General features: G+C 63.2%; 13 protein-coding genes. 6 read left to right on the forward strand and 7 right to left on the reverse strand.

The genetic code is table 11. The annotated features are described in order from the left end of the window. Window positions 1-116: 116 nt before the first annotated feature. Window positions 117-1,133 carry a serine hydrolase domain-containing protein gene (locus AC6I99_RS11305; RefSeq protein ID WP_497947100.1) on the forward strand — a complete coding sequence of 339 codons (1,017 nt, stop codon included), beginning with the start codon at window positions 117-119 and terminating at the stop codon, window positions 1,131-1,133. A 26-nt stretch (window positions 1,134-1,159) separates the two neighbouring features. Here the strand turns inward: AC6I99_RS11305 and AC6I99_RS11310 are convergent, their stop codons facing one another. From AC6I99_RS11310 to AC6I99_RS11340, 7 genes are all read right to left on the reverse strand, one after another. Further along, entirely contained in the window at window positions 1,160-1,780 is a 621-nt protein-coding gene (locus AC6I99_RS11310; RefSeq protein WP_216925826.1) for an L-threonylcarbamoyladenylate synthase, read from the reverse strand. A gap of 20 nt (window positions 1,781-1,800) precedes the next feature. Continuing rightward, the gene (locus AC6I99_RS11315; protein ID WP_497947096.1) at window positions 1,801-2,616 is read right to left on the reverse strand and encodes an ABC transporter permease; all 816 of its coding nucleotides are present in this window, start codon (window positions 2,614-2,616) and stop codon (window positions 1,801-1,803) included. Window positions 2,617-2,692: 76 nt separating this feature from the next. Continuing rightward, complete coding sequence (locus AC6I99_RS11320) at window positions 2,693-3,628, reverse strand: ABC transporter ATP-binding protein (RefSeq protein WP_497947092.1); 936 nt, start codon at window positions 3,626-3,628, stop codon at window positions 2,693-2,695. 105 nt (window positions 3,629-3,733) lie between these two features. Then, a complete protein-coding gene (locus AC6I99_RS11325) occupies window positions 3,734-4,870 on the reverse strand; it encodes a LolA family protein (RefSeq protein ID WP_497945084.1) in 1,137 nt (378 codons plus the stop codon). 127 nt (window positions 4,871-4,997) lie between these two features. Next, entirely contained in the window at window positions 4,998-6,077 is a 1,080-nt protein-coding gene (locus tag AC6I99_RS11330) for an SIS domain-containing protein (protein ID WP_497945083.1), read from the reverse strand. A 40-nt stretch (window positions 6,078-6,117) separates the two neighbouring features. Then, entirely contained in the window at window positions 6,118-7,101 is a 984-nt protein-coding gene (locus tag AC6I99_RS11335) for an N-acetylglucosamine kinase (protein ID WP_497960975.1), read from the reverse strand. Next, entirely contained in the window at window positions 7,032-8,465 is a 1,434-nt protein-coding gene (locus tag AC6I99_RS11340) for a sugar porter family MFS transporter (protein ID WP_497945082.1), read from the reverse strand. Before AC6I99_RS11340 ends, AC6I99_RS11335 begins: the two co-directional genes overlap by 70 nt. 112 nt (window positions 8,466-8,577) lie before the next feature. Here AC6I99_RS11340 and AC6I99_RS11345 point away from each other — a divergent pair, with 112 nt between their 5' ends. The 5 genes from AC6I99_RS11345 to AC6I99_RS11365 all read left to right on the forward strand — a co-directional run bounded on the left by AC6I99_RS11345 (window position 8,578) and on the right by AC6I99_RS11365 (window position 13,093). Next, on the forward strand, window positions 8,578-9,309 hold the full coding sequence (locus tag AC6I99_RS11345; protein ID WP_497947085.1) for a GntR family transcriptional regulator: 732 nt from the start codon (window positions 8,578-8,580) through the stop codon (window positions 9,307-9,309). A gap of 1 nt (window position 9,310) precedes the next feature. Next, complete coding sequence (locus AC6I99_RS11350; RefSeq protein ID WP_497945081.1) at window positions 9,311-10,105, forward strand: IclR family transcriptional regulator; 795 nt, start codon at window positions 9,311-9,313, stop codon at window positions 10,103-10,105. 221 nt (window positions 10,106-10,326) lie between these two features. Further along, window positions 10,327-11,112: an SDR family NAD(P)-dependent oxidoreductase gene (locus AC6I99_RS11355; protein ID WP_497960976.1), complete on the forward strand. Its 786-nt coding sequence runs from the start codon at window positions 10,327-10,329 to the stop codon at window positions 11,110-11,112. Between the two features lie 35 nt (window positions 11,113-11,147). After that, window positions 11,148-12,806 (forward strand): 4-oxocyclohexanecarboxylate 2-dehydrogenase, encoded by a 1,659-nt coding sequence (gene chcC1 / locus AC6I99_RS11360; RefSeq protein ID WP_497960977.1) that lies wholly within the window; start codon window positions 11,148-11,150, stop codon window positions 12,804-12,806. After that, on the forward strand, window positions 12,803-13,093 hold the full coding sequence (locus AC6I99_RS11365) for a Dabb family protein (protein WP_497960978.1): 291 nt from the start codon (window positions 12,803-12,805) through the stop codon (window positions 13,091-13,093). Before chcC1 ends, AC6I99_RS11365 begins: the two co-directional genes overlap by 4 nt. Window positions 13,094-13,106 lie beyond the last annotated feature (13 nt).

A 13,106-nucleotide genomic window follows, 5' to 3' on the forward strand; every position in this document is an offset into this window, starting at 1 on the left:
GAGCGGGTGTGCATCCAGGTTCACGCGGGGGCATTGTGACCGCAACGCTTGTATGCGGCCTGTTCCTCGCTGGCTGCACGGGCGAACCGCGGCCCAACCCGCTGCCGTCGACGCCAGTGACAAGCTCGACGGCGGCCCCTCCCACGGTCCCTGCGCCGCCGCCGACATCAACATCACAGTCACCACCGGTAACACCTGCCTTTCGCGAGCTGCAGGCAACTTTGGAACTCTTTAGTCGGGAGATGCTCCAGAACGGTGCGCCGGCGGTGCTGATGGAGGCCAGAGCCGGGCAACAAGTGTGGAGGCACGCGGCAGGTGTTAGGAGCCTTGACGGAGGTGCTCCCGTGCAGGCGGATGATCCGATCCGGGTGGGCGGGCTGACGCGGACCATGGTGGCAGTTTCCGTGTTGAAGCTGGTGGAAGAAGGCCGGCTGGTACTTGAGGATCCGATCGCCAAATACCTGCCGGGGATCGACGTCCTCCTGCAGCCGGGGCAAGAGCCAGTGACCGTCCGGCAATTGTTGGACCACACCTCCGGGACTCCCTATGCCAGCGGACTTTCGGATTATGCGGTCCTTGGCTTTTTGGTGGAGCGGCTGCGGGGGGCTCCACTGGGAACCGTGCTGCGAACGGACATCCTGGATCCCTTGAATTTGCATTCAACCAAGGTGTTGGACGAGGGCCCCCTTCCGGCCGCGTTGGTCCATGGTTATGCAGTGCTGCGGGGTAAAACCGTGGACGTCACGCATTCCGCGCAGGCTGGCGGCCCGGCTTCAGAGGGCGTGATCGCCAGCGTGGCAGACATCAATGCCTTCTACGCAGCGTTGCTCAAAGGGCGGCTGCTCTTACCGCAGAGCCTCGTGGAGATGAAGGGCCCGGTTTTCGCCGATTACGGACTGGGGCTGGACCACTGGCACGACACGTGTACCAACGGCCTCTATTACGGCCATTCAGGTGACATACCCGGCTATGGCACCATCTCGATCAGCAGTGCTGATGGCAACCGTCAGCTCACCATTTCCTTGGCGTACCCGCCGCTGCCCCTGTCCACGCAACCCTCGGCCATCGCCTTGGAACTGACAGGGCTGGCCCAGGTCGCTTTGAACGCGAGCTGCCGTTTCCAGTTCCGCTGACCCCGCTCCTGCGGAGGGCTGGGACCCTATTCGAACCGTGAAGGATCGCCCGTTCCGCGCCGCACTACCTCTGCCGTGCCGCTGGAGAAGTCGATCACTGTTGTGGGCTCTGAACCGGTATCGCCGGAATCGATCACTGCGTCCACTTCGTTGTCCAGCCGCTCCTTGATCTCCCAGCCCTGGGTCAGTGGCTCCTCCTGGTCAGGCAGCAGAAGCGTGCTGGACAGCAAGGGTTCACCGAGTTCCGCAAGGAGTGCCTGGACCACCTTGTGGTCCGGGATGCGTACGCCCACTGTCTTCTTTTTCGGGTGGAGCAGGCGCTTGGGAACCTCGCGGGTGGCCGGAAGGATGAAGGTGTAGCTGCCGGGCGTGACGGCCTTGATGCTGCGGAAAACATCGTTATCGATCATCACGAACTGCCCCATTTGGGCAAAGTCCTTGCAGACCAGGGTGAAGTGGTGTTTGTCGTCCAGTTGCCGGATGGTCCGGATGCGATCCAGGGCTTCCCTGTTGCCGATCTGGGCACCCAGGGCGTAGCAGGAGTCGGTTGGGTAGGCGATCAGCCCGCCGCTTTGCAGCATATTAACCACTTGGCCGATGGCGCGTGGTTGGGGATCTTCAGGGTGGACGTCAAAGAATCTGGCCATGGAGAGAGCCTACGTCAAAGCTAGGACAGGATGTCTTTGGTAGTGAACTTCCCGTAGGCCAGCGCGCCGCAGACGGCAATATAACCCGCTTGGAGAAGCGCGTTTTCGCCAAACGATGTCCAGACAACCGGCTGCCGCAGGAGGTCGGCGAAGCCCAGCCAGTGGTGGCTGAACAGGAAAGGATGCAGCCATTCCAGTTGTGGCAGGTTGTCCAGTACCTGCGATACCACCGAGAGGACGATCGTGGCGGCCATGGCGCCCACGGGTACGTCCGTGAAGGTCGAGATGAGCAGCCCGATCGCGGACAGGCCCAGCAGCGAGACCGTGATGTAGGCAGCGATCAGCAAGGAGCGCAGGACTGACTCGCCAACCCCGATCATGTCGCCGGAGAGCAGCGTGACAGGACCGATGGGGAAGAACACGACGCCGGCCAAGGTCCCAGCCGCTGCCACGGTAGCCGTCGCAGCACAGCAGAAAGCAGCGGCCCCGGTGTACTTGACCAGGAGCAGACGGATGCGCCCCGCCGGTGCCAGGAGCAGATACCGCAAAGTTCCCAGGTTGGCCTCTCCGGCGATGGTGTCTCCGGCCACCACGCCGACAGTGAGGGGGAGGAACAGCGGGACACACACCACGAGGGCTGTCACAGCAACAAAGAGGCCGTTCTGGGTGATGCGATCCAGGAACAGTGGCCCGCGGCCAGGTGTCGCCGGCCGGGACGAGAGCTTGACGGCAAGGGCAATCAGGATGGGAACGGCAGCGAGGGCCACCAGCATGGCCCAGGTGCGGAGGCGACGAAACAGCACGGATAACTCCGAGCCAAGCAACGCCCACCCCATCCCGGTATGGAGAGCCTTGTCATTGGAAGCCCTGGTTGTTCCAGCCCTTCCGACCCTCTCAAAGGTGTCACCAGTTTCAGCCGACAACGTCGAACCCCTCTCCGGTCAAGGACACGAACCGCTCTTCCAGGCTTGCGTTCTCCACAGAGAAGCCCCGGACCCGTACGCCGTCGGCTACCAAGGCTGCAACGATCTCTTCGGGCTCAACGCCGTCCAGCCCGTTTCCCTGGATCACCCCGCGGCCAGGTGCTTCGCCGGGCACCAGCCCCAGCCGGGCCAGGACACCGGCAGCACGTTCGACGTCGGGCGTTCGTACCAGAACGTGCGCTTGCCCGGCAGACCGCAGTTCATCCAGCGGTCCTTGGGCCACCAGCCGTCCGGCACTCATCACCCCCACATGGGTACACATTTGTTCCACCTCGGCCAGGAGGTGGCTGGAAACGAAGACGGTGGTCCCGCCGGCGGCAAGGGAGCGCACCAGGCTGCGAACCTCCCGGGTGCCTTGGGGGTCCAGCCCGTTCGTTGGTTCATCGAGCACCAGCAGTTCGCGCGGCCGGAGCATGGCGTTGGCCAGCCCGAGGCGCTGTTTCATGCCCAGTGAGTAGGCACGTACTTTCTTTCCGGCGGCGTGACCCAGCCCAACGCGGTCCAATGCTTCGTTGACGCGGTTGCGCCGGGTGGAAGACGATGCATGGCGGTCCGCTGAATCCAGCCGCAGCAGATTGGCCGCTCCGGAAAGAAACGGATAGAACCCCGGCCCCTCCACCAGCGCGCCTACATCGGGCAACACCGAGGCCCACTGCCGGGGCATGTCCTTGCCCAGAACCCGTATCTCGCCGCTGTTCGCTGAAGCCAGTCCAAGTAAAACGCGGATCGTGGTGGTCTTTCCCGACCCATTGGGCCCCAGGAAGCCGTAGACCGCGCCGCGGGGGACCGCAAGGTCAATGCCATCCACTGCGGAACGGTGCCCGAAGCGCTTCACGAGGCCATGGGTTTCTATCGCAAGGTCCATCGGTTGGGAGCCGGGAGCAGCTTCGCGGATCTCCGTCACAGGATGCCGATCATGGGGCGCTGTTCACAGGTTGCCCTAGGTTGTGCACCGATCATTGTGCACCGGTCATTGGGCATTCGCGGCTGATTCGAGCCGGTCCAAAGGCACCAAGCCGGCATACACGCGGCCGTCGTCGAGAATGAGGACGCTCACCAGGGCCGTGGTCAACGCCCGTCCGCCATTCACGGGTTGCAGGGCCTGGGCGAGTTGCGGGTTCGATGTGAGATCAGCGGGCGCCGTTCCAGCGGGCAACCCGATCACGGTGTCCCACCCTTCGCCGGTCACTGAAGGGCCGGGATTGGGGAGCACGGGAATGGATGATCCCCCCGGTGCCGGAACAGGCTCATCCGGTGCCGGGACGGCAGGATCTTCCATCTCCGGCGGCATTGGCTTCATGGGGACCGGCTTCTCCGTGACAGTTGCACCGGCCGGAGGAGTGAAGTTAAACAAGGCCGCGTCAGGTGTGGAGAAGTTCACCTCGGTATAGGCAAGTGAATAAGCAGGCTCCGGCTGGCCCTTCGCGCGAACCTCGACGCGCAGCGGCAATCCGGTTTCGGAGTCGACGTTGATCGACAAAGAATCAACCAGTGTCCCGTCACTGCGCGGCACCAGGCTCAACCGGTAAGCGCTTCGACCCGCAACGGTGGAAGCTTCGCCCACCGTTACCTCTGTGCTGGAATCGATGGCTGACAGGAAGTGACGTGCCATTGCCTCCGGAGTGGGAATGTCAGGACGCGTTGATTCAGTCGGAAGGGACTTTCCCCGGTCTGCCAATGAGGGCACAGGGACGCTCAAATGCGTAGCGCTGTTGTCAGCGGAATTGTAGAACCAGGCATCGCCGCCGTTGACCACAAAGTCACGCTCGGCCATCCTGTCCAGGATCTGCAGCTTGGCTTTGGAGGGTCCGTCCAGATAAACGCGGGCGGTGTGCGAACCTGTGAGCAGTTCAAGTGCCGAGGTGGCCCCAGGTACGATTCCCGGGCCGGCAGTGGGAACCTCAGGCAGACCCAACTCAGCGGTTTGCACCACAGTGCCGGATAAAGCGCGCACCTCGGTACGGGCGATCATGGCCAGGATCTCGTCCGCTGTTTTGGGCGGCAGGGAAACACTCGCGCCAGCCTGGACGGAGCCGATGAGCGCCGCCAACGCCAGTGCAAGGGGAACCAGGAGAGCTGGCAGCCACCGCTGCCTGGCCCGCGCCATGACTACCGACCACCACACGTGAGAGGCATGAATCCAGACTACTCCGGTTACCTGTGCGGATCATCGGTGCGCGGCTGGATGCGCGGCTGGATGCGGTGTGCACATCCAGCCGCGCACGCAACGGCCTCTACCAGGTCTCAGTCACCTTCATCAGGCCACGCGGAGCATCCGGATCGTTGCCGCGTTCCACCGACAACTGCAAGGCCAGCCGCTGGAGCGGCAGGATCTGCAGGATAGGAGAAAGCTCCTCCGGAACGCCCGCAGGCAAAGGAACAACCAAACTACCCGGAAGGGCGGCAGAGAGGTCACCCACCACGCACACGTGGGCACCCCGTTCTACGAGCCTCTCCAGGACCGGGCGCATGGCCGTTCCCCCGATTCCCTCCGGTACAACGGCAATCACAGGATGCTGGGAGTCGATCATCGCAAACGGTCCATGCAGGAGGTCCGCGCCAGAGAATGCCTGCGCGGGAAGGTAGGAAGTTTCCATGAGCTTCAAGGCACCCTCCCTCGCAGTGGGATAGGAATAGCCGCGACCCGTAGTGATGATGCGCTCGGCAAAGCGGTAACTGCCGGCCACGTCCAACACGGCATCGTCAGCCAGCACCGAAGCGGCCCAGTCAGGAATGCCCGCCGCGTTGGCGGACGTTCCACCACGCCACGCATCCACCAACAACCACAGAGCCAGAAGCTGTGCCGTGTAGCTCTTGGTAGCCGCCACCGCAGTTTCGCTCCCGGCCAGGATATCCACGTGATGTTCCGCAGCCCCGGCCAACGGGGACCCCGGAGAGTTGGTCACCGCCACGGTGAGGGCGCCAAGACGGCGGGCTGCCGCCGTCGACTCCACCAGGTCCGGTGAACCGCCGGACTGGCTTACCGCCAACCACAGCACACCTTCCAGTTGGGGCTTGGCTCCATACGCAGTAAGGGTCGACGGCGAGGCAAGGCCAACCGGCAACCCCAGACTGATTTCAATGAGGTACTTCGCATACAACGCCGCGTGGTCACTCGTGCCGCGGGCGGCAAGCAGGACAAACCGCGGGGACGTCCTCTTGATGATGTCCGCCATGGCAACGAACTGCTGGCGGCCCGAATCCAGGAGTCCGGCGAGTACCTGGGGCTGCTCGCTGATCTCATGGGCCATCTTGGCACCTGGAGTGGCCGGAACAGAGTGCGGGACGCCTGGGGAGGTAGGAGTGATGGTCATGGTTCCTGTCTGTTTTTCGAAGGGACAAAATCTCTGGGAGTCAGGGAGCGATCAATTGCCGGGCCAGCTTTACCGCGCCGTGCACCGGGGCTTGGCCCAGGATCCTGATCAGTGAGGGATCCTCCAAGGCAACCTTGCGGGCAACAGCGCCTGCCAGTTGTTCTTGATTGACCAGGAGACCACCAGCCATCACCAAAGGCAGGTCCAATCCAAGCTCGCCCAGTACTTGCCTGGCCAACGTGGCCAGGGAATGCGCGGCTTCGGCTTGAATCCTTAACGCAGCGGGATCACCCTCAACCGCAAGATCCAGGACCAACGGTGCAAGGCCAGCCCAATGGTCCGGCTCTGGCTTGGCATAGAAAAGATCCATGAGCTGCAGCGCGTCCGCGCTCGCCGTCGCAGCCAAAAGGGCGCTGACCATCGTGCCGGGTTCCAGCCCCGCGTAGTACTCACGCAGGGCCTCCCGGACCGCGTCACGAACCACGGAGTATCCTCCGCCTTCATCGCCGAGCAAATAGCCGTAGCCTCCGCTGCGCGCCTCCTGTCCCTCCCGGTTCCGGCCCCAGGCTACCGAGCCGGTGCCTGCGACCAGGACCGCTCCGGCGTCGAGGTCTGCTGCGGCGAGGACGATGCGGGTGTCATGGACCACCTCGACCCTGGCACCCGGAAAGCGCTCGGTCAGCAAAGCACTCAGGACTGCCCTGCTGGCAGGCGTATCAGCCCCCGCGGCACCGGCGCAAACCGCCTGGACACCGTCACCGACAGCCGCCGCGATCCGCCGCAGCACGGCGTCTGCTCCCTGGTGACCCACTGAGGACAGGTTGGCGCTCGCCTCGGTGATCTCAAGAGGTGCCTCATTGCTTGGTTCCGTGCCCTGGCCTGGGCCCGAATCCAGCTCCGAACGGACAGCATGTGTCTTGGAACCTCCAATATGAAGGCCCAACACCGCCGGCGTCACCGGACAACCGCCGGTTCGGTGTCTTCCTGTGCGGGGATGTGTCCGGCCGCTTCGGCCTCCGGCCACTTCCCACCGTTTTCCCAGTACTGCTGTATTTCCTCCAAGGGGCGGCCCTTCGTCTCGGGAGCGAACTTGCGGACAAACATAAAGCCGAGGATAGCCAGAACACCGAACACTGCGAAGGTGCCTGCACCACCCAACCGCTGGAGCATGGTCAGGAAGAACGCTGCCACCAGGACATTTGCCACCAGATCGGAGGTCAGCATCGCGCTTGCACCAAGCGAGCGGAGCCGGGAAGGGAAGCTCTCGCCGGCGTATACCCACACCAGTGCACCGAACCCGAACGTGAAGCCGACCGTGAAAAGAAGAACGCCAAGGAAGCCAAGGACGGTGAGCAGGCCGCCGAAGTCCTGGCCGGCCATGAAGACACCTACCAACAGGACATTGGCCACCACCATCATGCCTATGCCCGTCAACAACACCGGGCGGCGGCCCAGACGGTCCACCAATGACAGGGAAACAAAGACAGCGACGAGCGAGGCCACCTGCACTGCCGCGGGAAGCAACAGGAGCGCTGCATTGCCGCTGAAACCCATGGCTTCAAAGATCCTGGGGCTGTAGTAGACCACGGCATTGATGCCGGTGATTTGGATGAAGAAGCCCAGGCCAACCACGAACACCGTTGCGCGGAGGTAGGGAACGCGCAGCATTTCGCGCAGGCCGCCGCCGCGTTCTTCGCTGATAGCCCGCTGCATCTCTGCCAATTCGGCGTCGACGTCTGTCCCGGGCTCAATAGCGGACAGGGTCCGCCTGGCTTCCACCGTCCTGCCCCGCATCATGTACCACCGGGCAGTGTCCGGCAGCTTGACCACCATGGCGAGCACAATGATTGCCGGGATCGCTGCAAGGCCAAGCATCCACCGCCATGAGCCAGTGCCTGCCAGGGCGTAGGCCGCCAGGTAGCCAACGATGATGCCGAAAACGGTTGCCACCTGGTACGCAACCAGCAGGGCGCCGCGGACCTTCGCCGGCGCCGACTCCGCGACGAACACGGGAACCACCACCACGGAGATGCCGATGGTGAGGCCCAGCAGTAGTCGGGCAATGAGCAGTGTCGGCACATCGTTGGACATGGCGCTGAGCACTGCGAAGAGCGCGTATCCGATCGCCAGGCCCACCATGCACGCCTTGCGGCCCACGCGGTTGGATAGCCAGCCACCCACCAGGGCTCCCAGCACCTCTCCGGCAACCACTGCGGTGGTCACAAGTTCCTGCTGGGATGTTGTGAGGCTGAACTGCTTGGTGATGAACAGCAGGGCGCCGGCGATGTTGGACATGTCGTAGCCGTAAATCACGCCGATGGTGGCGGCGGCGCCGCCCACCAGGAGCCCGAGCTTGGGTGTTTGCCGTAGGTCTTGCAGGATCGACATCTTTGTCCCTTGGATCTGTGGAAAAGTAGGGGTTCAGCGGAGATTCTCCGAAATTGGTTTAGACCAACCTGCACTAGATTGGCATAGACCAATCACCTTGTCTACAAGTAGGATGTCCAATATGTCCACAGATGTCGCGGCGGCAATGCCCAAGTACTACGTCCTCAAGACCGAGCTGCTTGCCTCGATCGCCGGACTCCAGCCGGGCACCCTCATCCCCACGGAACGGGCTCTGGCGGAGAAGTACAAGACGTCCCGCACCACCGTTCGGCAAGCCATCAGCGAGCTCGTCGCGGAGGGGAAACTGGGCCGCATCCAGGGCCATGGCACCTTTGTGGCGCCGCCAAAGATGACCCACGTGCGGCAGCTCACGTCCTTCTCCGACGACGCAAGGAACCAAGGCCTGCGGCCTGACTCCAACCTCCTGTCCCTGGCTGCGGCCAAGGCGGACGTCGACGTCGCAGCGCATTTGGGAATCGATCCTGGCGATGGCGTCACACGCCTTGAGCGAATTCGCTTGATCGACGGCGAACCCCTGGCCCACGAGGTCGCTTACCTACCGGGCAAGCTGCCACGCTTCAAGGCAAACCTGGAAAAGGCCGGTTCTCTCTATGCAGCCCTGGCCGACATTTACGGCATCCATATCTCCGACGTCGAGGACACCGTGGAGACAGCACTGGCTGGACCGGAGGACGTCCGGCTGCTCGGGATCGAAATGGGGGCGCCGTTGCTGGTGGTCCACCGCCTGGCGCGGGATGCTGCAGGGGTCCCTGTCGAATGGACGCGCAGCACGTTCCGCGGCGACCGGTTCCGCTTCGTTTCCCGGGTGAAGTCGGGCGCCTGAGATGGCCAATTCGCCGTCGGGGGAGTCCGTTATCCGTCGGGTAGTCCGCTTGGTGGAAGCCTTCGACGACGGACACCGCACCATGAGCGTGGCCACCCTTGCCCGCCGTTCAAAGCTCCCCGTCACCACGACGTACCGCTTGGTCGATGAGCTGCTCGCGGAGGGGCTGCTGGAACGCGAAGCCAACAGCGAGGTTCGCATCGGCACCCGGTTATGGGAACTCGTCTCCAGGAGTTCCCGGATGGTGGGGCTGCGTGAAGCCGCCCTGCCGTTCATGGAGGACGTCCAGTCCGTGGTTCAGCATTCAACAACGCTGGGGATCCTGGATTCGGATGAAGTGCTCTACATCGAGCGGATCGGTTCCAGGGATTCCATGGTGGACATCACCAAGGTCGCTGGGCGCCTCCCCGTGCACGGGACTTCGTCCGGATTGGTGCTGCTTGCCCACTCTCCGGCTGCCTACCAGGACCTCTTCCTGTCCAGGCCCCTGGAAAAGTTCACGGACTCGACACTTACCGATCCGTCTGTACTGCGCCGCCATCTGGCGGGCATCCGCCAGCGTGGTTTCGCTTCCATGCCCGGAATCATCGTTCCCGAGTCGAGCGGCATCGCAGTTCCTGTCTTTGACCGCGCCAATAAGGTGGTGGCCGCGCTGAGTGTCGTCGTCCCGCGGAATGAAGAAAATGCCGCCACCCGGGTACCCGTTTTGATGACGGCGGCCCGCGGCATCTCGCGTGCTTTGGGGTGGCGCGGCGAACTCAAAGGCGCCTTGCGGCAGAGCAACGGCAACATCTGATTCCCGTTCATCGGTAACGCTGTGGTTCCTCTCACAGGCGCGCTGGCACAGTGGAACCCAAGCAGGGCAACTCGCCCGGTAACCACAAAACGAAGCCGCAACGGGCAATTCCGTGCTGCCCTGCGTCGAAACGGTATTGAGTCGAAACGATGTTGAGTCGAGACGATTTTGAGTCGAGACGATTTTGAGCAGCCGCAATGCCGCGGCAGGAGGAGCTGGTCATGGAGACAGCAACGCAGCCACTTCAAGGATTGACGGCACAACGCGTAGCCGGCAAGGTGGCCGTGGTCACGGGAGGCAGGGGAGACCTGGGCAGTGCAACGGCCCGCCTGTTGGCGGATCATGGAGCAGTGGTCGCCAGCCTTGACCGGGCAGGCACTGCCGGCGGGGCCAGCCACCCGGGCGTCAGGGAGTACGCCGTCGATGTCACCGACGAATCGAGTGTCGCCGAGGTTGTCCGGCAACTCACCGCGGATCTCGGCACTGCGGACATTCTGGTCAACGCCGCAGGCATCATTGGACCAGCGGGAGCGAGCCACACCGCAAGCCTTGACGACTTCAACGTGATCTTTGACGTCAACGTCAAGGGCGTGTGGTTGATGACCAAGTACATCGTCCCGGGGATGATCGACAAGCAGTCGGGGAGCATCATCAACTTCTCATCCATCCACGGACTCACCGGTGGGCGTAATGTTCCGCTCTACCATGCGACCAAGGGTGCCGTCCGGCTCCTGAGCAAGTCCGATGCCGCAGCCTATGGCGTCCATGGCGTGCGGGTGAACTCTGTCCACCCGGGTTCCATGAACACCAGGATGAGCCGACGCTCGGCTGAGCAATCAGACATCGGACCGGAGGCCTACTACAGGCAGCTCGTGGGCGGCAACCCGCTCCCGCGCCAGGGTGAACCGGACGAAATTGCGTACGGAGTCCTCTACCTGGCTTCCGATGAATCCCGATTCACCACGGGCTCCGAGCTCGTCATCGATGGCGGTTACACAGCTGTCTGACCATCACCACCACAATTTTCCAGAGGGGCACCATCATGAAATTCCTGAACGGCACACGTTCCGATACCTACGACGTAGTAGTGGTTGGTTCCGGCGCGGGCGCTTTGACGGCAGCGGCGACTGCCGCGCGGGCCGGCAAGTCCGTCGTCGTGCTTGAAAAAACCCAGCTGCTGGGCGGTACGTCCGCCGTCTCGGGCGGCATGCTCTGGGTGGCCGACAACCACCATGCACGTGCGGCCGGACTGAACGATTCCAAGAGTGCGGCCGCCCGTTACGTCCGGGCCGTGGCCCGCGGCCGCGGCCGGGAAGAACTGCTGGATGCAGCTTTGGATTACGGCGACACCATGCTCCGTTTCACAGAGGACGAGTGCGGCGTCAGGTTCATCTTCCTGGACAACTTCCCCGACTACCGGCAGGATCTCGCTGGCTCGGTGGAAGGCGGCAGGACGGTGGAGCCGGAGCTGTTCAACATCCGGGAGGCGCTCGGCGAACTCGCAGCCCACGTCCGTTCCGATGGCCGGGCACCGTTCACCATGCAGGAGTACGAGACATGGGGCGCCTTCACCAAGTTCCCCTGGAAAGAACTCACCCAGCGGCAAGAGCGGGGCCTCGTGGCCAAGGGTCAGGCCTTGGTGGCGATGTTGCTGGCCAGCTTGGTCCGCGATGACGCTGCGCTCGTAGTCGGCGCACGCGGCCACCGGCTGCAGTACGACGGCGGCGGGGTAGCGGGCGTCGAACTCGAGTCGGGTGAAGTTTTCCACGCCAACGACGGCGTAGTCCTCGCCACCGGAGGTTTCGAATGGGACAAGGCTTTGGCGGACTCGCTCCTGGCTTCACGCTTGTACATCATGTGCTCGCCGCCCTCCAACACTGGAGACGGCCTAAAAATGGCGCAACGGATCGGTGCCCAGACCAGGGCAACCCGTGAAGCGTGGTGGGCGCCCATGTCCATTACGGGCGACACCCGCGACGGCGCACCCATTGGCACATTGCTCCGGTTTGAACGTCAGGGACCGGGCTCGCTCATGGTCAATCGCCACGGCCGCCGCTTTGCCAACGAATCCCAGAACTACAACGATCTCGCCCGCTGCCTGCAGTCGTGGGATTCGCCCAACAACCAGACCCTGAATACTCCGGCCCACGTGGTCTTCGACTACAGCTACCTGGAACGCTATGGGGTCCTCGCGCACAGGGCGGGCCAGCCCACGCCGAATTACCTGATCGAGGCGCCCACCCTGGAAGAACTGGCATTGAAGATCGGCGTCCCCGCAGGGAACCTGAAGGCGACGGTCGAACGCTTCAATGAGTTCGCAGTCAAGGGAGAGGACCCCGACTTTGGCCGGGGCGAAAGTGCCTACGACAAATACTGGGGAGACGACGATTGCCCCTGGCCAAACCCCTCGCTCGGTCCGCTGCAAACCGGCCCGTTCTACGCGATGGAGGTGGTCAATGGTGCGTTTGGCAGCAATGGTGGCGTGGCGACGGATGGCCTCGCGCGTGTACTGGACGTGGACGGACAACCAATTCCTGGATTGTTCGCCGCAGGAAACACTGCAGAAAATGCCTACGCTGCGGGCTATCCCGGAGCCGGCGCGACCCTGGGACCCATCATGACCATGGGGTACCTGGCAGGCCGGACCCTGGCAGGCCAATCCGCGGAGTATGAGGCTGTCCCGGCGGGGGTGGGCGCATGATCCGCCACACGGTCTTGTTCAAGTTCAAACCGGATTTCCCGCCGATGGACAAAGCAGCCTGGATCGAGGGCCTTGACCGGATGGAGGGCAACATTCCGGGGCTGCTGAAGCTCACCCACGGCTCGGACATCCTCCAGCAAGGGCGCTCTTTCGACTACGCCATTGTTGCCGATTTCAATGCGGTGGAAGACATCGAGGCCTACAACACCCATCCCCTGCATGAGCCCCTCAAGAAGTATTCGTTCCGCAACAGCGAGCAGATCATCGCCGTCGACTTTCCGCTGTAGCCCTGGCCGCAGC

It is taken from the genome of Arthrobacter sp. TmtSoilC77 (assembly GCF_059739415.1).

Coding starts and splice junctions, on each gene's coding strand:
- AC6I99_RS11330 (WP_497945083.1), bottom strand. CDS start 6,077: ATGACCATCACTCCTACCTCCCCAGGCGTCCCGCACTCTGTTCCGGCC.
- AC6I99_RS11345 (WP_497947085.1), top strand. CDS start 8,578: ATGTCCAATATGTCCACAGATGTCGCGGCGGCAATGCCCAAGTACTAC.
- chcC1 (WP_497960977.1), top strand. CDS start 11,148: ATGAAATTCCTGAACGGCACACGTTCCGATACCTACGACGTAGTAGTG.
- AC6I99_RS11320 (WP_497947092.1), bottom strand. CDS start 3,628: ATGGACCTTGCGATAGAAACCCATGGCCTCGTGAAGCGCTTCGGGCAC.
- AC6I99_RS11340 (WP_497945082.1), bottom strand. CDS start 8,465: ATGTCGATCCTGCAAGACCTACGGCAAACACCCAAGCTCGGGCTCCTG.
- AC6I99_RS11355 (WP_497960976.1), top strand. CDS start 10,327: ATGGAGACAGCAACGCAGCCACTTCAAGGATTGACGGCACAACGCGTA.
- AC6I99_RS11365 (WP_497960978.1), top strand. CDS start 12,803: ATGATCCGCCACACGGTCTTGTTCAAGTTCAAACCGGATTTCCCGCCG.
- AC6I99_RS11350 (WP_497945081.1), top strand. CDS start 9,311: ATGGCCAATTCGCCGTCGGGGGAGTCCGTTATCCGTCGGGTAGTCCGC.
- AC6I99_RS11325 (WP_497945084.1), bottom strand. CDS start 4,870: ATGGCGCGGGCCAGGCAGCGGTGGCTGCCAGCTCTCCTGGTTCCCCTT.
- AC6I99_RS11315 (WP_497947096.1), bottom strand. CDS start 2,616: ATGGGGTGGGCGTTGCTTGGCTCGGAGTTATCCGTGCTGTTTCGTCGC.
- AC6I99_RS11310 (WP_216925826.1), bottom strand. CDS start 1,780: ATGGCCAGATTCTTTGACGTCCACCCTGAAGATCCCCAACCACGCGCC.